Annotated in this window: 19 protein-coding genes; 10 read left to right on the plus strand and 9 right to left on the minus strand. The window is 60.3% G+C overall.

Features of this window, described 5'->3' with window-relative positions; genetic code table 11:
- Positions 1-25 precede the first annotated feature (25 nt).
- From B1781_RS05570 to B1781_RS05580, 3 genes are read left to right on the plus strand one after another with little or no spacing between them, the layout of a single operon-like run.
- Positions 26-1,636 (plus strand): histidine kinase, encoded by a 1,611-nt coding sequence (locus B1781_RS05570; protein ID WP_078118712.1) that lies wholly within the window; start codon positions 26-28, stop codon positions 1,634-1,636.
- The gene (locus B1781_RS05575; protein WP_078121937.1) at positions 1,636-2,295 is read left to right on the plus strand and encodes a response regulator; all 660 of its coding nucleotides are present in this window, start codon (positions 1,636-1,638) and stop codon (positions 2,293-2,295) included. Before B1781_RS05570 ends, B1781_RS05575 begins: the two co-directional genes overlap by 1 nt.
- Before the next feature lie 30 nt (positions 2,296-2,325).
- Positions 2,326-2,805: a rhodanese-like domain-containing protein gene (locus tag B1781_RS05580; RefSeq protein ID WP_078118713.1), complete on the plus strand. Its 480-nt coding sequence runs from the start codon at positions 2,326-2,328 to the stop codon at positions 2,803-2,805.
- Positions 2,806-2,812: 7 nt separating this feature from the next.
- Here B1781_RS05580 and cysG read toward each other — a convergent pair whose 3' ends face one another.
- Complete coding sequence (cysG, locus tag B1781_RS05585) at positions 2,813-4,249, minus strand: siroheme synthase CysG (RefSeq protein ID WP_078118714.1); 1,437 nt, start codon at positions 4,247-4,249, stop codon at positions 2,813-2,815.
- Positions 4,250-4,377: 128 nt separating this feature from the next.
- Here cysG and B1781_RS05590 point away from each other — a divergent pair, with 128 nt between their 5' ends.
- The 3 genes from B1781_RS05590 (at position 4,378) to dsrE2 (ending at position 5,570) form a co-directional block, all read left to right on the plus strand.
- Complete coding sequence (locus B1781_RS05590; RefSeq protein ID WP_078118715.1) at positions 4,378-4,722, plus strand: rhodanese-like domain-containing protein; 345 nt, start codon at positions 4,378-4,380, stop codon at positions 4,720-4,722.
- A gap of 88 nt (positions 4,723-4,810) precedes the next feature.
- A complete protein-coding gene (locus tag B1781_RS05595) occupies positions 4,811-5,041 on the plus strand; it encodes a sulfurtransferase TusA family protein (protein ID WP_078118716.1) in 231 nt (76 codons plus the stop codon).
- A gap of 49 nt (positions 5,042-5,090) precedes the next feature.
- Positions 5,091-5,570 (plus strand): sulfur carrier protein DsrE2, encoded by a 480-nt coding sequence (gene dsrE2, locus B1781_RS05600; RefSeq protein WP_078118717.1) that lies wholly within the window; start codon positions 5,091-5,093, stop codon positions 5,568-5,570.
- Between the two features lie 114 nt (positions 5,571-5,684).
- On the opposite strand, the gene B1781_RS05605 is transcribed toward dsrE2, so the two are convergent.
- The gene (locus tag B1781_RS05605) at positions 5,685-7,055 is read right to left on the minus strand and encodes an OmpP1/FadL family transporter (RefSeq protein WP_125931938.1); all 1,371 of its coding nucleotides are present in this window, start codon (positions 7,053-7,055) and stop codon (positions 5,685-5,687) included.
- Positions 7,056-7,295: 240 nt separating this feature from the next.
- On the opposite strand from B1781_RS05605, the gene B1781_RS05610 reads away from it, so the two are divergent.
- From B1781_RS05610 to B1781_RS05620, 3 genes are all read left to right on the plus strand, one after another.
- Entirely contained in the window at positions 7,296-8,201 is a 906-nt protein-coding gene (locus B1781_RS05610; RefSeq protein ID WP_078118718.1) for a selenium metabolism-associated LysR family transcriptional regulator, read from the plus strand.
- Positions 8,202-8,255: 54 nt separating this feature from the next.
- Positions 8,256-8,630 (plus strand): hypothetical protein, encoded by a 375-nt coding sequence (locus tag B1781_RS05615; protein ID WP_078121939.1) that lies wholly within the window; start codon positions 8,256-8,258, stop codon positions 8,628-8,630.
- Between the two features lie 143 nt (positions 8,631-8,773).
- The gene (locus B1781_RS05620; RefSeq protein WP_078121940.1) at positions 8,774-9,838 is read left to right on the plus strand and encodes an AI-2E family transporter; all 1,065 of its coding nucleotides are present in this window, start codon (positions 8,774-8,776) and stop codon (positions 9,836-9,838) included.
- Positions 9,839-9,867: 29 nt separating this feature from the next.
- Here B1781_RS05620 and B1781_RS05625 read toward each other — a convergent pair whose 3' ends face one another.
- The 3 genes from B1781_RS05625 to B1781_RS05635 form a co-directional block, all read right to left on the minus strand.
- A complete protein-coding gene (locus tag B1781_RS05625) occupies positions 9,868-10,050 on the minus strand; it encodes a YgaP family membrane protein (RefSeq protein ID WP_078118719.1) in 183 nt (60 codons plus the stop codon).
- A gap of 78 nt (positions 10,051-10,128) precedes the next feature.
- Positions 10,129-10,806, minus strand: a complete 678-nt coding sequence (locus B1781_RS05630) for a Crp/Fnr family transcriptional regulator (RefSeq protein ID WP_078118720.1) — start codon at positions 10,804-10,806, stop codon at positions 10,129-10,131.
- A gap of 3 nt (positions 10,807-10,809) precedes the next feature.
- Positions 10,810-13,218, minus strand: coding sequence for an EAL domain-containing protein (locus tag B1781_RS05635; protein WP_078118721.1), 2,409 nt, complete (start codon positions 13,216-13,218; stop codon positions 10,810-10,812).
- 188 nt (positions 13,219-13,406) lie between these two features.
- Between B1781_RS05635 and B1781_RS05640 the strand changes: the two genes are divergently transcribed.
- Positions 13,407-16,187 carry an ATP-binding protein gene (locus tag B1781_RS05640; protein WP_125931939.1) on the plus strand — a complete coding sequence of 927 codons (2,781 nt, stop codon included), beginning with the start codon at positions 13,407-13,409 and terminating at the stop codon, positions 16,185-16,187.
- 20 nt (positions 16,188-16,207) lie between these two features.
- Here B1781_RS05640 and B1781_RS05645 read toward each other — a convergent pair whose 3' ends face one another.
- The 4 genes from B1781_RS05645 to B1781_RS05660 form a co-directional block, all read right to left on the minus strand.
- Positions 16,208-17,626, minus strand: a complete 1,419-nt coding sequence (locus B1781_RS05645; protein WP_078118723.1) for a PhoH family protein — start codon at positions 17,624-17,626, stop codon at positions 16,208-16,210.
- A 26-nt stretch (positions 17,627-17,652) separates the two neighbouring features.
- A complete protein-coding gene (locus tag B1781_RS05650) occupies positions 17,653-18,126 on the minus strand; it encodes a peroxiredoxin (protein ID WP_078118724.1) in 474 nt (157 codons plus the stop codon).
- A 24-nt stretch (positions 18,127-18,150) separates the two neighbouring features.
- A complete protein-coding gene (locus B1781_RS05655; protein WP_078118725.1) occupies positions 18,151-18,690 on the minus strand; it encodes a glycine cleavage system protein R in 540 nt (179 codons plus the stop codon).
- Positions 18,691-18,789: 99 nt separating this feature from the next.
- Positions 18,790-19,878, minus strand: a complete 1,089-nt coding sequence (locus B1781_RS05660) for a galactose-1-phosphate uridylyltransferase (protein WP_078118726.1) — start codon at positions 19,876-19,878, stop codon at positions 18,790-18,792.
- Positions 19,879-19,887: the final 9 nt, after the last annotated feature.

The raw sequence follows: 19,887 nt of genomic DNA on the forward strand, positions 1-19,887 counted from the left end.
GCTGAAGGGGGTTCAGGGATACCAAATGCAGGCACAGGGCGAGGAAATCACAGACGCGACAGTGGGCAGCCGCATTCGACGCATCGTTACCGGTGCGCATCTGGTCGTGCCGCTGCTGGTACTGGGGCTGGGCCTTATCCTGATCGTGCTGGTGAGCGTTGCGCTGTTTGTCGGCAGCTGGGATCCGGTCGCGTTGATCCGGGTACTTGCCCTGGTGGCGGTCGGTACGCTGCTGGCGTTCGCCATCGGTCTTTATCGGTTGCGCAGGGAACTGATCGAGCCGCTTGCCCGGTTGGAGGAATCGGTGTCGCAGGTATGCGCCGGTGAACCCGGGGCCAGCCTGGCATTGAACGACACCGGTGTGCTGGGTGCGATGGTCAGCGACCTGGACAGCCTCAACGAAGAACTCAGCGAGTTGTACGAGGACATGGACAGTCGCGTATCGCGTCATACGACACGGCTTGCGCAGAAGACGGCCTCGCTGAAGATCCTGTACGACGTGGCAGCCAGTATCAACCAGGCCCAGGATCTCGAAGAACTGCTGTTGCGCTTTCTGCGCGTGCTCAAGGAGATGGTCAACGGGCTTGCGGCCACTGTGCGGCTCGAACAACCGGACGGTACGTTGCGTGTGGTCGGTTCGATCGGCACCAACAACGAGGTGCTGCGCGAGCGCGAGATGCTGCCGCTGGCATTGTGCGTTTGCGGCAAGGCGCTGTCGCCGGGCGATGTACTGTGCGACAACCCGGCCATGCACTGCGTAAAGCAGCTCAAGCGTGTGATGTATGGGCCGGGAGAGACCGAGATGGTGACCGTGCCGCTCGATTATCACGATGAGCGTCTCGGTATGTATCACGTCTATGTGCGTAAACCGGGTATCTCCGGGCGCGAGGATATTCTCGAGCTGCTACAGACCATCGGCAGCCACCTCGGGATGGCCGTTGCCAAGCAGCGTTCCGACCGTGAGGCGCGTCGTCTGTCGATCATGGAGGAACGCACGACGCTGGCCCACGAACTGCACGATTCGCTGGCGCAAACGCTGGCCAGTCTGCGCTTTCAGGTGCGCCTGCTCGAAGACCTGTTGCAGCAGGAGACCGACAACGAAGCCGCCTGCAAAGACGTGCAGCGCATCCGCGGCGGCCTGGACGAGGCGCACACCGAGTTGCGCGAGCTGCTCAACAGCTTTCGCGCACCGATCGACCAGCGTGGCCTGGTGTCGGCGCTGGAAAAGGTGGTCGAGCGTTTTGGTCGCGAGACCGGTATCCACGTGTTGTTTCAGAATGAGTGTCGTGAACCGAGCCTGTCGTCTGCTGAAGAGATGCAGATGCTGCGGGTGGCGCAGGAATGCCTGGCCAACATCCGCAAGCATGCCCAGGCACACACGGTGCGTGTCCTGCTGAGCTGTCGCAGCAATGGTCTGTACTCGCTGCTCATCGAAGACGATGGCGTGGGTTTCGAAGATGCCGCCAAACAGGGCAGGCCGGGCGAACATATCGGCCTGTCGATCATGGAAGAGCGGGCGCGTCGCTTGGGTGGTAATCTGCGCATCGAAAGTGAAATAGGCGAGGGGACCCGGGTGGAGCTGACCTATCAACCGCAGAACGACACCGGCCGTGAAGCCAGGCGGTGGATCAGCTGATGCGCGTCTTGATGATCGATGATCATGCGCTGTTTCGCATGGGGCTCAGCGAGCTGTTGGAGCGTCGCGGTATCGAAGTGGTCGCCGCGGTTGGCGACTGTGAACAAGGCATTGCAATGGTCGAGGCGCAGGCGCCGGATGTGGTGTTGCTCGATATGCGTATGCCGGCGATGAACGGTCTGGAGGTTCTGCAGGAACTGCGGCGACGCAAGGTGAGCATGCCGGTGGTGATGCTGACCACCAGCCGTGAAGAGTCCGACGTGGTCAACGCCCTGCAGAACGGTGCGCGTGGTTACCTGCTCAAAGACATGGAGCCGGACGACCTGATCAGGGCACTTGGCGACATCGTGGGCGGTCAGACCGTGGTTGCCCCGGAATTGACGATCGTTCTGGCGAAGGCGGTACAGGGTGAGGTATCAACGTCTGCACCGAGTCATCGGGCATTGGCCGAGCTGACGCCGCGCGAACTGGAGATTTTGTGCCACCTGGCCGAAGGGCAGAGTAACAAGGTGATCGCGCGCAACCTGGGTATCTCCGATGGCACGGTGAAACTGCACGTCAAGGCGATACTGCGCAAGCTCGATGTGCACTCACGCGTCGAGGCCGCGGTGATCGCGGTCGAAGAGAATATTTGCGGACGCGGTGGCGACGCAAACTGAACGCGCCGACACGCTTCGCCGGAGTGGTAGATGAAACGATTTTTGGAACTGGTCCGCGACTGCCTGACCGATGTCAAAGAGCTGATGCCGTGGGATCTCGAAGAGCGCCTGCAAGAAAACAGCGACATTCTGCTGGTCGATGTGCGCGAGCCCTACGAGTTCGATGCGATGCACATAGAAGGATCGCTGAATGTGCCGCGCGGCATCCTCGAATCGTCGTGCGAGTGGGACTACGAAGAGACGATCCCCGAACTGGTCCGCGCGCGCGATCGCGAGGTGGTGATCGTGTGCCGCTCCGGTCAGCGCAGCGTATTGGCTGCGCATTCGATGCAGGTGCTCGGCTTTAGCAATGTAGCGTCTTTGCAGACCGGCCTGCGTGGCTGGAAAGACTATGATCAGCCGCTGGTCGACAAGGACGGCAACGATGTCGATCTCGATTTCGCCGACGAGTATTTCACGCCGCAGGTCGGCGAAGACCAGCTGCGTCCCAAAGACTGGGACGGCTACTGATCGGGCATCAAAGCTCGGTGCCGGGGGTGACCGGCGATGTCGCGCCTTGCTCGGAATGTTCCGGCGTCTTGAACCACGACAGCTTGCCCTGCAATTCGACCACGTTGCCGACGATGATCAAGGTCGGCGGCTTGGGTTGTTCGCGCTCGACCAGTTCCGGCAGCGTTGCCACGGTGCCGGTGAATACCCGCTGTTGATGTGTCGTGCCCTGCTGCACCAAGGCTGCGGGCGTGTCGCCGGGCATGCCATGCGCCTGTAGTTCGCGGCTGATCACCGGCAGGCCCTTCAATCCCATGTAGAACACGACCGTCTGGTTCGGCTGGGCCAGCTGCGTCCAGTTGAGGTTCATCGTGTTGTCTTTGAGATGGCCGGTGACGAATGTCACCGACTGGGCATAATCGCGATGGGTCAGCGGAATACCGGCGTAGCTGGCGCAGCCCGCAGCGGCCGTGATGCCGGGGATGACCTGGAACGGCACGCCCTGGCTGGCCAGCGTGTCGATTTCTTCACCGCCGCGACCAAAGATGAACGGGTCGCCGCCTTTCAGTCGCACCACGCGTTTGCCCTGTTTGGCCAGATCGGCCAGCAGTTGGTTGATCTCTTCCTGACGCATCGCGTGATTGTCGCGTTCCTTGCCGACATAGATGCGTTCGGCATCGCTGCGCGTCATGTCGAGCACGGCCTTGGCGACCAAGCGGTCGTAGACCACGACATCGGCCTGCTGCATCAGGCGCAGTGCGCGGAACGTCAGCAGGTCCGGATCGCCGGGGCCGCCGCCGACCAGGTAGACCTCTCCCATACCCGGTTGAATATTGCCTTGGCCCAGCGCGTTTTCCATCAGCACCTCGGCCTCTTGCATGTGGCCGGAGAACACCCGTTCGGCAACGCTGCCTTGCAGCACCTGGTCCCAGAAACGGCGACGGTCGGAGGGCTCTTTGAAGGTCTTCTTCACCCGGTCGCGGAATCGGCCGGCGAGTTCGGCAAGTCGGCCGTAACCGGCAGGAATCACCGACTCCAGTCGCGAGCGGATCAGGCGGGCCAGCACCGGCGAGGTGCCGCTGGTCGACACCGCCGCGACGATCGGCGAGCGGTCGATGATCGACGGCATGATGAAGCTGCCGTCTTCGGGGTGGTCGACGACATTGACCGGGATGCGCAGCATGCGTCCCGCTTCGGCCACTTGGTGATTGATGTCTTCGTTGTCGGTTGCCGCAATCGCCAGATAGGCCTCGTCGAGGTCGCCATCTTCGTAACCGCGGGCGATGTGCTCGATGCGTCCTTCATCGCGGAACTTCGCCACGTTGGCGCACAGTGCCGGCGAGATCACCTGCACGTGGGCGCCCGCACGCAACAGCAGAGCAATCTTGCGGGTTGCAATCTCGCCGCCGCCGACGACGACGCAGAACTGATCTTTCACGGAAAGAAATATCGGTAAATGTTCCATTTATCAGTATTTTCCGGCTCGAAACGGCCTTGGATTATGTCGCCGATCGGCGTGCAAATTGACTATATGAGGAAATCATAATATACTATTCCGATCGTTTTTTCCCAGACAAATTGTGAGGGGTGCCGATGTTAGTTAAAGAGATCGACGCGTCAGAACTCAAAACCCGCCTCGAAGCCGGCGATGATATTGCACTGGTCGATATCCGTAGCGACGCCGAGATCGCACAAGGCATTCTGCCCGACGCCGAGCACCTTGCCATGCATCTGATCCCCCTGCGGATGCACGACCTGCCCAAAGATAAAGATGTCATCTTGTACTGCCGCAGCGGCGCACGTTCGTATCACGCGTGCAATTTCCTCGGCCAGCAAGGCATCCACAATGTTATCAACCTGCGTGGCGGCATCATCGCATGGGCACGCGAAGGCTATGAAATTGCTGCGCCGCAGCAGCGCCGCGCCGGCATGATGTGATCCTTGCGTTTCTTAGACGCTTAGAATATAAGGATCAACCACTTTTCACCTACCACAACGACAACATAGAGCATCCTGGAGGTTGCCCATGGCTGATTTCGACGAAGAACTGGACGCAAGCGGTCTGAACTGTCCGCTCCCCATCCTGCGCGCGAAGAAAACCTTGGCGGGTATGGAAGCAGGCAAGGTCCTGCACATCATCGCCACCGACCCGGGTTCCGTTAAAGACTTCGAAGCCTTTGCCCGTCAGACCGGCAATGAACTGATGGAGTCGAAGGAAGAAGGCGGCAAGTTCCAGTTCCTCATCAAAAAGGCCTGATACAAGGTTCTGAGGCAGATTAACTTCCTTACGTTAGGAGGGTGCAAAGATGGACGAGAAAAAACTTGCCATCATCGCGACTAAAGGTTCGCTGGACTGGGCTTATCCGCCCTTCATTCTCGCCTCGACCGCGGCAGCATTAGGTTACGAGACGGAAATCTTCTTTACCTTCTATGGCCTGCAGCTGTTGAAGAAAGATCTCGATCTGAAGGTAACGCCGCTGGGTAACCCCGGCATGCCGATGCCGATGGGAATGGACAAATGGTTCCCGACCCTGCTGACGGCACTGCCCGGTATGGAAGCCATGATGACTTCCATGATGAAGAAGAAGATGGCCAGCAAGGGTGTCGCCAGCCTCGAAGAGCTGCGCGAGCTCTGCCAAGAGGCCGAAGTGCGTTTGATCGCCTGTCAGATGACGGTGGACCTGTTCGACATGGATTCATCGGCATTCATCGACGGTGTCGAATATGCGGGAGCCGCCCGCTTCTTCGAGTTTGCCGGCCAGTCGGACATCTGTCTGTACATCTGACGCCGGTGACCGTCTTAGCAGACGGCACAATGCGAGCAGAACAAAAAACCCCGCCATTTCGGCGGGGTTTTTTTGTGCGCGATGCGGCGGCGAAGCGCCGCTGGATGGGCTTGCTCAGAACTGGTAGCGCGCTGCCACCGAAAGGATGTCGACGCTCGAATCGTAGCTGCCGATCAGTGCACCGCGGGTTACGTCTTCAGCTTCCAGCCCGGTTTTCTCGATCTTCGGGTCGTTGATGAACAGGTGGGCATAGCCGATGTCGATCTTCAGATTCTTGCTCGGCGCGAAACCGGCACCCACCGTCAGCCAGATGCGATCGGCGTCGGGCAGTCGGGCGGTACGGGATTCTGCGTCACGGATCGGCGATTCGTCATAGGCGACGCCGGCGCGGTATGTCCAGCTCGAGCCCGAGGGACTGTACATGGCGCCGAACGACACGCGGTTGGTGTCTTTCCAGTCGAATGTTGTGACGCCATCTGGCAGGCCGTTCTCAAACTCGAAACGCAGTTCTGGAATGCTGCTCCAGCCGGTCCAGGTGTAATCGGCGACCAGTGCCCACTCGCCATTCAACTGGTGGAATCCGCTGACCGATACCATCGCCGGCAGATCGACATCCGCCTCGACGTCCGTGTTGGAGAATGTGCCCGCGAGCGCGGGTGTGGGCAACGTGAATTTCGCGTCGCCTTTGATGTTTTGCTCGACCTCGGAACGGTAATGGATGCCGACGCGGGTACTTTCAGACAGTTGTACGAGCATGCCGAGGTTATAACCGAAGCCCCAGCTGTCGCCCTGGACCACCACGTGACCATCGGCCTGCCCGGGGAACACCGCACCCAGGCCGCCACCTAGGCCGCCATCAGCCAGGGGTATGAGGTTGAGTGCGCCGAAGTCGATCGCGTTGGTGAACTCGCCCTCGAGGTACATCGCACTTATGCCGGCCGACAGGCTGACCTTGTCGCTTGCCTTATAGGCGATCGAGGGGTTGATGTTGATCGTTTTGACCTCTGACTTGATCGCGTGGTAGCGGCCGACCCAGTCGTCGTCGTACTCGGTCTTGAGGCCGAACGGGGCGTTGATCGCCAAGCCGACCCACACGCGGTCATTCAACTGGTGCGTGATATAGCCGTGTGGCACGGGGGCCAGCTCGCTCGCGTCGCCGCCGTCACTTCCTGTGATCGCAGCACCCCCCAACAACGGTGAGAACGTCGTCCCCTCGTTGTTGAACTCGGTCTGTGGCAGGATCAGGTGTACCGCGCCGCCGGCATTCGTGCCGGGTAGGCGGGTCATACCGGCGGGGTTGAAATACAGCGTGTCTACCGATTGTGCGGTTGCCGCCGCCCCTGCGTAGGCCGTTCCCATGTCAGAAACGCTTTGTTCGATGAGCGCAAAACCGGCCGCCTGGGTCAGCTGCGAGCAGCTCAGGCCGACGGTGCCGGCGACGAAAAGGGTCTTGATGGACGGATGGGCTCGCAGGGTCTGCGCCATAGACAACTCTCCTTGAATCAACTGAGGTAACCGCAGGTCTGATGAGTAATTTTTTGTGCCTGCTTAGGCCGAGAGGCTAGGCTATAAACGAAAGAAAAGCTAGCTGTACAACCGTCTGAATATGGACGCGTGTCCGAGTGCGAGGTTCGCAGTTCACCGTGAAATGTCCCGGCAGACTTTGCAGTATTAACTGGCTATAATATAAAACTCGCTTATCGAACCACTGAGAGTATTTGAGCTATGGCCGACCGTCGGTTGCAAGTCTTCCATACAGTCGCGCGCCTGCTTAGCTTTACTAAGGCTGCCGAGACCCTGCACATGACGCAACCCGCCGTGACCTTCCAGGTTCGGCAGTTGGAGGAATATTTCAACACCCGCTTGTTCGACCGTACGCATAACCGTATCAGCCTCACCGAGGCCGGCGCGCGCGTCTATGAGTACGCTGACAAGATCTTCGAGTTGTACGGCGAGATGGAAAACGCGGTGCGCGAGATGACCGGTGAGATCAGTGGTTCACTGACGATCGGAGCGAGCACGACGATCGCCGAATATATGTTGCCCGCGCTGCTGGGTGATTTTCGCGCCAAATATCCGGACGTGAGCATTCATCTCAAGGTCGCCAATACCGACGGCATCGTATCGATGGTCGAGAACAACACCATCGACCTGGGCGTTGTCGAGGCGCCGGTCAGCAACAAGAACCTGGTGGTCGACGAGTGTCGCCGCGATAACCTGGTCGCCATCGTGCCCCCTGGTCATCCCAAGGCGGGGCGCAAGCAGATCTCGCTGGATGAGTTGCTGGAGTACCCGTTCATCTGCCGCGAAGAGGGTTCGGGTACGCGCGAGGTCATCGCCGAGCACATGAACCAGAACTCCAACTGCCAGCGCTGCATGGATGTCGCCATGGAACTGGGTAGCCCCGAGGCGGTTAAGGGTGCCGTCGAAGCCGGCATGGGCATCTCAGTGGTTTCCAATGCGACGATCCAGAAAGAACTGCGCCTGGGTACCCTGGTCGCCATCGATCTGGATCCACCGCTCGAGCGTCCTTTCTCTTTCGTGCACCAGAAACAGAAGTTCCGCGTGCGTGTCATGGAAGAACTCCTGGATTTCGCACGCGCTTACTGCGAAGAGCATCGCGACAGCTAGGTGCCGGTCGGCGTTGCGCCCGATCGGGTTCCCGATATGCTGCCACCCAAGCGAATGACATCCGGCCCTCAGCAACGACTGCTGAAGTTGTTCAAGCGACTGGCGCCGGCGCAGCAGGAGTGTTTGCTGAACTACGCCGAGTTTCTCACGCAGCAGGCCCCGCATGAGCACACTGGTGGCCGCAGCGTCGAGCGCATGGAGCCGTTGGATATACCGCGGCCCGATGCGGAGTCCGTGATCGGTGCGATCCGGCGCCTGTCTGAAACTTTTCCCATGCTCGACAAGAACGATCTGTTCCATGAAACCTCGGAATTGATGACAGCGCATGTCATGCAGGGTCGTTCGGCGAACGAGGTGATTGACGAATTGGAGATAATCTTCCGTCGTCACTACGAGCGCATACAATCGACATCCGAACAAGAAGGGTAGGCTGGGCGAGAACGACGTTCTGAATGTCGTCGCATGCGTCGTCGCGTTACTATCCAGATCTAATGATGTTTGCCGGATGCGTCGGCAGTTTGTTACCGTCCGGTGGCTGGGCACGATGTCCCGGGGCCCTGAAGAGCAACGCTATGCGACTTATCACAGACTGGTTCAAGCGCACCTTCTCCGATCCACAGATCGTGTTTCTGACGTTGGTGCTGGCGATCGGTTTTGCGGTCGTACTCACGATGGGCGACATGCTGGCCCCGGTGCTCGCCAGTGCGGTGATCGCGTACCTGCTCGAAGGCCTGGTCGTGATACTCGAAGACCGGGGGCTGCCGCGTTGGATCTCGGTCACTCTTGTATTCGTCGTGTTCGTGCTGTTCCTTGCGCTGGTTCTGTTCGGCCTGATGCCGATGCTGTCCCGCCAGGTTACCGAACTGATCCAGCAATTGCCGGTCATGATCTCGGTCGGTCAGCAGGCCTTGATGACCCTGCCAGAGCGCTTCCCCGATGTGATCTCACCCGCGCAGGCGCAGGAGATACTGGATGGGATCCGCCGTGAGATCGGCAGCTATGGGCAGGAGGTGCTAACGATGTCGATCTCTTCGGTCGTCGGCGTGCTGACCATCGTCGTCTACCTCGTTCTGATGCCGATGCTGGTGTTCTTCTTTCTCAAGGACAAAGACATCATCGTGCGCTGGTTCAGCAACTTCATGCCGACAGAGCGCAGCCTGGCCAACCTCGTTTGGCTGGAGGTCGATCGGCAGATCGCGAACTATGTGCGCGGCAAGTTCTGGGAGATCATCATCGTGTGGGCCGCGAGCTTCGTGGCTTTCTCGTACTTCGGCCTGCAGTACGCGATGCTGCTGGCTGTCATCGTCGGCCTATCGGTTGTGGTGCCCTATGTGGGCGCGACCGTGGTGACCTTCCCGGTGGTGTTGGTGGCATGGTTCCAATGGGGCTGGGGACAGGATTTCATCTGGGTGTCGGTCACCTACCTGATCATCCAGGCGCTCGACGGCAACGTGTTGGTGCCGCTGCTGTTCGGGGAGGTCGTCAACCTGCACCCGATCGCCATCATTGTCGCGATCCTGGTGTTCGGTGGGCTATGGGGATTCTGGGGCGTGTTCTTCGCGATCCCGCTGGCGACGCTGGTCAACGCGGTATTGCGTGCCTGGCCGGCACGCAAACCGCTTCCCAAGCCTGCTTGACGATCAGCCGCGGATCGGCCGATACCGGCTTACGACTTGTTGGTCTTGATGCCGAACGGCACGTATGCTGGACACCAGCCGATGGCCGCGGTGAACAGCGGGACCAGACCGATAGCGCCCAGCCAGTTCTGTTCGACATATCCCCATGCAATGATGGCGATGCCTGCAATTGCGCGGATCGCGCGATCGACGGTACCTACGTTCTTGCTCATGCTCTTTCTCCTGAAAACGTGTTCGGCGTTATGACACGCTTAGAGTAGAGAGCGGCTGCGGCGGTGTCAGTGACTAAATCACATTGACTGGGAGACCGAATGAAGCGCATCTGCGTCGCCGAGTTCGATGCGCCCGCGGCTCAATTGCAGCAGCCCGCGCTGTTCGAAATCCTTGAGCATGCGGCTGACGACCTCGCGTGACGTGCCGAGGTCGGCGGCAATCTTCTGATGTGTCGCCTGCAGCACCGGCCCATGGTGTTCGGCGTGGTCGGCAAGGTATTCGCCCAGGCGTTCATCCATGCGTCGAAAGGCCACTTCTTCGACCAGGCTGATCACGTCGCCAAGGCGCTCGGCCAGTAGCTTCCAGAGAAACTGTCGCCATACCGCCGATTCGCCCATCCACGTCGTCACCTGACGTTGCGGGATCAGCACCGCTTCGAGTTCGGTCTCGACTGTGGCATTGGCCGGGAAGCGTTCGCCGCTGAGCATGCACGACGCAGTCAGAATGCAGCATTCTCCCGGCTCAACCCGGTACAGCGTGATTTCGCGGCCTGACTCGGCCAGCTTAAATACACGTGCTGCGCCTGAGACAACCAGCGCGAGATGGTGGCACTCGTCGCCTTCGTAGCAGATGTTGCAGCCGCGCTCCAGTTCCACGGCGGCTGTGGCGGTCGTGATCCGTTCGCGCAACCAAGCATCGGCAGCAATGTTCGGAAAGTGGCGGTTGAATGCACTCAGTTGCGCGCTGTCGAGCATTGCTCAGATGACGACCTGCGAGAAGTCGTAGTCCATGTCTTCGAGCGCCCGCTGAATGAAGTTGCCTTGCAGATAGTCGGCCCCGGATGACCAGTGCAGGTCGATACTGCGCGGGTCGTCGATGTTCGACACGATGACCTTGGCTGAGGCTTCGTGCGCCTGGCGGATGACGCTGCTGATCACGGCGCGGTCGGCCTTGAGCAGGCGAGGGGCTATGTTGATGTAATTGGCGTGCAGGTACTTGAGCACCTTGAACGCCGCATCCTTCTCAGGAAAGCGCGACAAGGAAACCTCGATGTCCATATCGCGCAGCCGCCCGATGTTGCGCTTGGCGGCTTTCAGGTCATGCGAGATGTCCGGCAGGCGGAAGTCCAGGACCAGGCCGGTGCCGTTGGAACGCTTCTGGTGCAGTTGCTCCGAGAGGTAGTCGGGCAGGCGGCTGTCGAGTGCGCTGTACACCGACTGATGCGCGAAGATCTGCGTGCGTCGGCCGGTGTCGCGGCGCTTCTTGAGGATGTCGATAGCGTGGTCGAGTATCCAGTGGTCGAGATCGGTGGCCACACCGGCCGCGTCGGCAGCCTCGATCAATTCACGGTCGCCGAGCAGATCGCCCTCGGCATTCGCGACCCGCAGCAGGATTTCGTAGGCCTCGCTGCCGCGCGTCTGCAGGTCGAGCATCGGCTGATACTGGACGATGAAGCTGTCGTTGTTCAGCGCGTCGCGCACCCGATCGCGCAGTTCGTTGTCAGGTGCGGCCTTCGGTTGCTTCGTTGTTTCGGCGAAGATATGCGTAACGATGCGGTTGCCGCCTTGTGCGCCGGCCTGATCGCAGGCTGCCTTGGCGCGGTTCAGTATGCCGGTGGCGTCGTCGTAGCGTTCGCTGATCACGCACAGGCCGATACTGCCGGTCGGCGAGGTATCTGAAGAAAAGCAATGATCGGAGAGCTGCGACAGCAGGCGTTTTGCCAGCCCTTCGATGCCGGCATTGGTGTCGCGCTTCAACAGCACGCCGAAGGTGTGTTCGTCGATGCGTGCCGCCACATCGCGATCGCCGATCGCATCCATGATCACGCCACCGAACTCCGCCATCAGGTGATCGATGCCGCCGATGCCCAGCTGCAGTTTCAGATCAGGCAGGTGATCGGGGCGAACGATGACAACGGCCGACACGCCGCTCTTGTCGTTGGCGTCCAGTACGCGGGCAACGCGATCCAACAGGTGCTTGCGTGAAAACAGGCCGGTCACACGGTCGCGCTTCGGCGGTTGCCCGGTTGCACTCATCACCTGGCGCGAGCGGCGGATCCGGCTTTCGACCACGGTCAGCAGATGTTTCGGGCGAATCGGCTTGGCAACAAAATCGTCACCACCGACGCTCAAGGCATCCAGTTGCTTGTCGGTGTTCTGCTCACCCGACAGGAACACGATCGGTACCGCGACAAACTCCGGCAGGTCACGGATCACCGTGGTCAGCTCCAGGCCGTTGACCTCCGGCATGTAGATGTCCATCAGGATCAGGTCGGGCTTGAAGGTGCGTAGCTGGTCGATCACTTTGACCGGCTCGGTAACTTCGAGCGTTTCGATGCCGGATTTCTTCAGGATCGATCCGGCGAATTCGGCCTGGGTGGGGTCGTCCTCGACGATCAGTACACGGAACGGCTTGGTTTGTTCAGGACGCATCAGGTCGCGGATCTGTTTCGCGACGATCGGCGCATCCAGTGGAGCCACGAAGAATCCGTCGCTGCCCGCGCGGATAGCCTCGACACGCTGTTGCAGCGCCGATGAATCGCTGACCACCAGCAGCGGGATATGCTGCGTGCCCGCATCGCGCGCCTCTTCGAGATCGGACGCTATCGCCTGCAGGTCATTCAATTTGGCGGCATCGGCGACGATCACCTTCGGTCGCCGCGACCGCAATACGTCCAGCAGCTCCCGGCCGCGAGCGAAGTATTCGACCTTGCAGTCGAGCTTGCCCAGCGCCGTCGCCAGGTCGGACGTGATGCCGGTCTGGTCGCCAAGCATGAAGACGGCGACTTCGGTGGTCGCGGGGGCGCTGGGTTTTTCCTGCTCGCTGGCAGTGCACAAGTCGGATGCCGTTCGCAGGGCGCGAAGCAATCCGCTGATGGCGTCCACCTGCGCCTCGCCGGGCTCGATATCGGCGCCGACAAATGAACTTAGGTAGACTTCGAGCGAGAAAACGCTTTCGTTGAGTTGAAACAGGCCGAACGTCTTGCTCGACTCGGAGATCTCCTGAACGCGCTCGTACAGCGCATCGAGTTGTCGTTGATCCCAGTTGCCGTCGCTGATCTTGGCCCAGATGTCTTCGATGGCAGCCACCCGCTTGGGCAACTGCTGAACGAACGCATCTTTGTCTTTGATCTTCGCTGGGGCTAAATCGTCCGGCGATGGCGCCATGAGGTACAACCCTTATTCCTTGCCGAGTAACACGGTTCCGGCGCCTCGCGAGTTGGCGCGGGCCGGATTGCCACGATAGGCTATCACCGCGTGTTCTGCCACAATCATACATCCTAACGCGCTGTTTCGATTAAACAATACAATGATCTGGCGCATCGCGACGTTGTACCGAGGAGATCTTTCAATCCGTGACCCCTTTGGACGGGCATAACGCCCCCCCCACCGCCACTGAAAATGCGCCTGACCTCGGGCCGGCGCTGGAGCAGATGATCGGTATCGACAACCTGCGTCAGGCTGTCCGTTTGGCCGGTCTGTCCGGCGGGGTGTTGCTGATTCTGGTGGCGTTGGTCGCGCAGCTCGGTTCAGCCGAGACGCACCTCGGCAGCACCTGGTTGATGTGGGCCACGGCGCCGGCGTTGATTGCTGCGTTCGGCGGTCCGGTCGTCGGCAGCAAGTTCCTCAGCAGGCGCTCGCTGGGAATTTGGCGGGTGGTGACCCTGATCGTTATGACACTTAACGGCAGTGCCTGGTGTTTCGCCACAGCGATCGCGGTCGGGCCGTCGACGTCGTCTGCGGTGATGCTGGTGGTGGCTACGCTGGCAATGGCGTTTGCGCTGCTGCCGATGTTGTCCTGGGCGACCGGGCTGGTTATCCAAATGGTGGTGCAGCTGTTCTGCATCGGCCTGTTCGCCATGATCTCGGGTTATACCGGCGGGGCGTTGTTGCTGCCGCTCGGTCTATGGTCGGCGCTGGCCTTCCTTGCATTGATCGCAGCGGTGTATGCGCGCCGGGTCGATATGACCAAGGGCGACCTGCACTTTATGCGGCTGGAGTCTTCCGAGCTGCAGAAGCAGGTCGACGACACCCGCTCGCGGCTGCGCGAGACCGAGCGTCAGCGCTCGACGCTCGAATCCGAATTGAGCGAGATCCTGAACCTGGCCGAGGACGCCAATCGCGCCAAGACCGAGTTTCTCGCGACCATGAGTCACGAGATCCGCACGCCGCTCAACGGCATCCTGCCGATCCTGGAGATGTTGCACGATACGCAACTCAACAATGAGCAACTCAAACTGGTGCGCACCGCGCAGAGTTCGTCGCGTCACCTGTTGCGCATCATCAACGATATCCTCGACTTCGCCAAAGTGGAGTCGGGCAAGCTGCAGCTGGAGACTATCGAGATCGACGTGCGTGACCTGGTGCGCGCGATCATTGAATTGATGAGCGGCAGCGCAGGCAATCACAATCTGAAACTCAGCGCCAGCGTGGCGGATGATGTGCCGAGCGTGGTGCGTGGCGATCCGATCCGCTTGCGCCAGATCCTGATCAACCTCATCAGCAACGCCATCAAGTTCACCGAGGAGGGTGGTATCCGCGTCGAGGTGTCGCGCGGGCATACCAGCGAGAAAGAAGTCGAACTGTTGTTCGCGGTGGCAGACACCGGTATCGGCATGACGCCGGAGACCGCCGACCGGCTGTTTCAGTCGTTCACCCAGGCCGACGCATCGACCACGCGCAAGCACGGTGGCACCGGGCTTGGCCTGGTGATCTGCAAGCGCCTGGTCGAACTGATGGGCGGACGCATCGGCGTGCGCTCGGCGCAAGGGCAGGGGTCCACCTTCTGGTTCCTGGTGCCGCTGCGCAAATCGGTCATGGAAGTGCCGTCGGCACGCCGCGACCTCAACGGCGTGCGCATTCTGACCCTGATCCCCGACAAGGACATCGGCTCACGCGTGTCGGCCCACCTGCGTAGTTGGGGGGTTGCCGAGGAGTCGTCGTCCGACGCGGGCGATGCCTTGGCGAAACTGCACTCGACGTCACTGCTCGGCGAGTCGTGGGTGTTCGAGGCCGTGCTGATCGATGGCAACGGCATGGAAACGCGTTTGCCGTCGCTGTTATCCGAAGTCCGCAGCATCGAGGCGTTGCGCCGCGTGCGCATCATCGTTGCGGTGCGTTCGGAAAAGCTCGCACACCGGCTCAAACGCGAGTTCGGGGTGCTGGTCTTGACCGACAGCGTACGGCCGGAGCCGCTGCGGCGGGTGCTGTATCGCTTGTTCGACGTCGAGAGCCGCCATTTCGGCAATACCGATCCCGGCCCGGAAGAGATCTACGACGACCTCAATGTGTCGACCAAGGAGGTCGAGCTCAGCGCCATTCAAGAGGCGGCTGCCGGTGGCGAATTCACCGGCAAGGTGTTGTTGGTCGAGGACAATCCGGTCAATCTCGGCGTCGTACGCAAGGCGCTGTCGAAACTGGGTCTGCAATGCATGACCGCTGCCGATGGCCAGGAGGCATTGCAGCAATACGATAAACAGCGGTTTGACCTGATCTTCATGGATTGCCAGATGCCGCTGATGGACGGCTACGAGGCAACCCGTGCGATCCGCCAGATCGAGAAGGAAAAGGAACGGGTGCCGACCCCGATTGTCGCCATGACCGCCAACGCCATGGCCGGCGATCGCGAGAAGTGTTTCGCCGCCGGTATGGACGACTACCTCGCGAAACCGATAAACCTTGAACAACTGCACAGTTGTGTCTCGGGTTGGTTGGCAGCATCGGCAAAGTTGGTGCAGCAGGCGGAATCGAAGACTGCACCGATCCCTCAACCTCAGATCAAGGAAGAAGCCGTGCTCGATGAAAGCGTGCTACGCGAACTCAAGGAAATCATGGAAGACGACTATGTCGACCTGTTGCAGACCTATCTGCGCAATGCGCCGCAATTGCTGGCCCAGGTGCGCGCCGCGATCACCCAAGGCGACGTCAAGGCCATGCTGATACCGGTGCACTCGCTCAAGTCGAGCAGTGCCAACGTCGGCGCGGTCAAGCTGTCGGAGCTGGCCAAGGAGACGGAAAAGCTGGTGCGCGCCGGCAACTTTGTCGACGCTGAACGCTCATTCCGGGCGGTCGATGCCGGCTATCGCGACGTCGAGACCGCATTGCAGCAGCACGTGGCGCGGGCCACGGCGGCGTAGCACAGTCGTTCGAAGACTTATCAAAGCGCGTCTGACGCGAACTCCGCGAGACGCGAGCGCTCGCCGCGCATCAGCGTGATATGGCCGCCGTGCGGCCAGTGTTTGAATCGATCCACCACGTAGGTCAGGCCCGAGGTCGTTTCGGTCAGGTACGGCGTGTCGATCTGCGCTACGTTGCCGAGGCACACGATCTTGGTGCCGGGCCCGGCACGCGTGATCAGGGTTTTCATCTGCTTCGGCGTCAGGTTCTGCGCCTCGTCGAGAATGATGTACTTGTTGAGGAAGGTGCGGCCGCGCATGAAGTTCAGCGAGTGGATGCGGATGCGTGAACGCAGCAGATCGTCGGTTGCAGCCCGGCCCCATTCGCCACCTTCGGTCTGGGTCAGCACTTCGAGGTTGTCCATCAGGGCGCCCATCCACGGCGTCATCTTCTCTTCTTCGGTACCCGGTAGGAAACCAATATCTTCGCCGACCGGCACGGTGACGCGCGTCATGACGATCTCGCGGAAGCGATTCTGATCGAGCACCTGAGAAAGCCCAGCCGCCAGCGCCAGCAGGGTCTTACCGGTGCCGGCGGTGCCGAGCAGCGAGACGAAATCGATGTTCGGGTCCATCAATAGGTTGAGCGCGAAGTTCTGCTCCCGGTTGCGCGCGCTGATCCCCCAGACGGCATGCTTGTTGGAGCGAAAGTCGTTGACGATTTCGATGATGGCATCGTCGCCGTCCTTTTCGCGCACGATGGCTTCGAACGGCGGATCGCTTTCCATGTACAGGCACTGGCTGACGTACCAGTCGACCGTGTCGGGGCCGGAGATACGGTAGAAGGTATGGCCTTCTTCCTGCCAGGAGTGCATGTCCTTGCTGTGTCGATCCCAGAAGGCCGCCGGGAGTTCCGATACGCCGCTGTACAACAGGTTAACGTCGTCGAGTACCTGATCGTTGTGATAGTCCTCGGTGTGGATACCGATCACAGCGGCTTTGATGCGCAGGTTGATGTCTTTGGAAACCAGCGTGACGTGACGATTGGGTGCCATCTCGGACAAGGCGACTGCGGTACCCAGAATGTTGTTGTCCGGTGTGTTGCCCGGCAGGGTCTGCGGCAGTACCGCTGGCTGCAATTGGGTTTGGAAGAACAGGTGGCCGCATTGTTCGTCGTCTTCGCCGTTTGCGCGGAACTTGCCGGTGCACGGCAGCGGCAGGCCGGAATCGATGTCTTTCTTCGATGCCGAGGTCATCAGTTCGTCGAGGAAGCGGCTCACCTGGCGCACGTTGCGTGCGACTTCGGATGTGCCCTTCTTGGCGCGGTCGAGTTCTTCGAGCACGACCATCGGCAGGAAGATGTCGTGTTCGGCAAAGCGAAAGATCGAGGTCGGGTCGTGCATCAGCACGTTGGTGTCGAGAACGAAGAGTTTCTTGTCGGCGCGAGATTTGATGCCCATGTTGCTCCGGGAGGGAAGTAGGATGCTTACTTCTTGAGAGACTTGACCGCTTCGAGGACTTCGTCGACGTGGCCCTTGACCTTCACGCCGCGCCATTCCTGTCGCAGTTTGCCGTCGGCGTCGATCAGGAAGGTGCTGCGCTCGATGCCGCGTACCTGTTTGCCGTACATGTTTTTCATTTTGATTACGCCAAAGGCATTACACAGGGTTTCGTCCTGGTCGGCGACGAGGTCGAACGCAAAATTCTGCTTGGCCTTGAAGTTGTCCTGCGCTTTCAGGCTGTCGCGCGAAGCGCCCAGGATGACGCACGACTGGCGTCGGAACTTGGCGATGGCTGCGGTGAAGTCGAGACCTTCCTGGGTGCAGCCGGGGGTGCTGGCCTTGGGGTAGAAATAAAGCACCAACGGCTTGCCGCGATAGTCGTGCAGTGTGGCGTGCTTGTCGCCGGTCAGATGCAACGCGATTTTCGGCACCTTCTTGCCGATGCTGACGTCCGTCATGATTGAGATACTCCGTGGGCGCTCTCAGCCTTTGATGGGTTCGAGCACCGCGTCAATGTTCATGCTGTCGCAGAAATCCATGAATTCGTCGCGCAGCGCCGCGATGTGGATGTCGGCGGGAATGCCGATGTTCATACGCACCGAAAACATCGGCGTGCCGGTGTGTGCGGCGGCGTAAGAACTGGTCGTCATATCCTCGATATTGATGTTCTTGTCGGAAAAGAAGCTGGCCAGGCTGTACACGATACCCGGGTGATCGAGCGACACCACGTCGACGCCGTAGGGCAGCAGGTTGGCTTGGCCGCTGCGTTCCTCGGTGCGCTTGGTGGTGATCGTCAGATCGAGTTCGCTCTGCAGTTCGGGTACCAGGTCTTCGAGTTTGGCCAGTCGGTTCCACGGGCCTTCGACCAGCAAGAGGATCGCAAACTCACCGCCGAGCACCGTCATGCGGCTGTCGGTGATGTTGCAATCCAGCTCGAAGATCGCCTTCGACAACTGGTTGACGATACCGGGCCGGTCGTTACCGAGTGCTGAGATGACGAGATGGCTGTTCTTGGCTGGCATCAGAGGTGGTGAACACAAAATGGCTTGGACAGATACGAGTGTACTGCCGCCGTTTCGCCTTGTCTCGGTCGATTGACGATCTTTGCCGACGCGGTGCGCTCAGTCGTCGTCAATCGCTGCGTCGCGCAGTGCCTGTGCGGCGGACTCGGGGCTGACGGTGCTGACGAACAGGCCCGAGCCCAGCTCGAATCCGGTAGGAATGCTGGTTCGCGGACAGATCTCCAGGTGCCAGTGGTAGCTGTCGCCGCAGTCGCTGTACTCGGGGCCATGCGGTACGGAATGCAGGAAGAAGTTGTATTGCACGCCGCCGACCACCTTCTCGAGGCGGCTCATGGTGCGTTGGAGCACGCGCGCGAAATCCGCGAGTTGTTCGCGCGTCGCCTTGAGGAAGTCGGATTGGTGCTTGAGCGGCAGGATGTGAATCTCCCACTCGAAACGGCTGGCGAATGGCTTGATCGCCACGAAATGCTTGCCGCGCTCGACCACGTACTGGCCGACATTGATCTTGCGGCGGATCTCGCCGGAATCCCGGTCGTAGATGGTCGCTTCGTAGGTCAGCGCTTCGTCGATCAGTGAACAGAACACGCAATGGCTGAACTTGCGGCGGTACTCGCGGCTGTGTTGCACCTCGTTCTGAACGTTTTCAGGCACGACCGGCGTGGCGATGATCTGGCTGTGGGTATGCGGGATGCTGGCGCCGGCCGCCGCGCCGAAGTTCTTGAACACCAGTACGTACTTGAGTCGGGTATCCGAGGCGTACAGTTCGGCCATGCGCTGCTGATAGACCGAGAACAGGTTCGCCAGGTGCTCGCGCCCCATCTCGTGGACTGCGATGCCGTGATTCGGGTTGTCGATCACGACCTCGTGTCGGCCGTAGCCATCGATCACCTGCTGTAGGCCGAAGGCGAGATTCTGCTGCTCGCGGTCATCGCCCAGCACCGGGTACAGGTTGGGCACGATGCGGATCTCCCAGTCCTGGCTGTCTGGGTAGGCCTTGATCTCCGGCGGGGTGCGCTCTTCGTTGCCGTGACAGAACGGGCAGGTTTCGACTACCGCGCGTGTGTCGCGCTCGACCCGTTCTTCAGCCTTCTTCGGCCGCATGCCGCGCGCGGTGGCGACCAGCACGGATTCGGTCGGTACGATCGGGTTGATGCGTATCTCGCGCACACTGTCTTCAGAACCACTCATCGGCCATAT

The sequence above is a fragment of the Thiosocius teredinicola genome (assembly GCF_002009425.1).
Taxonomy (GTDB): Bacteria; Pseudomonadota; Gammaproteobacteria; order Chromatiales; family Chromatiaceae; genus Thiosocius; species Thiosocius teredinicola.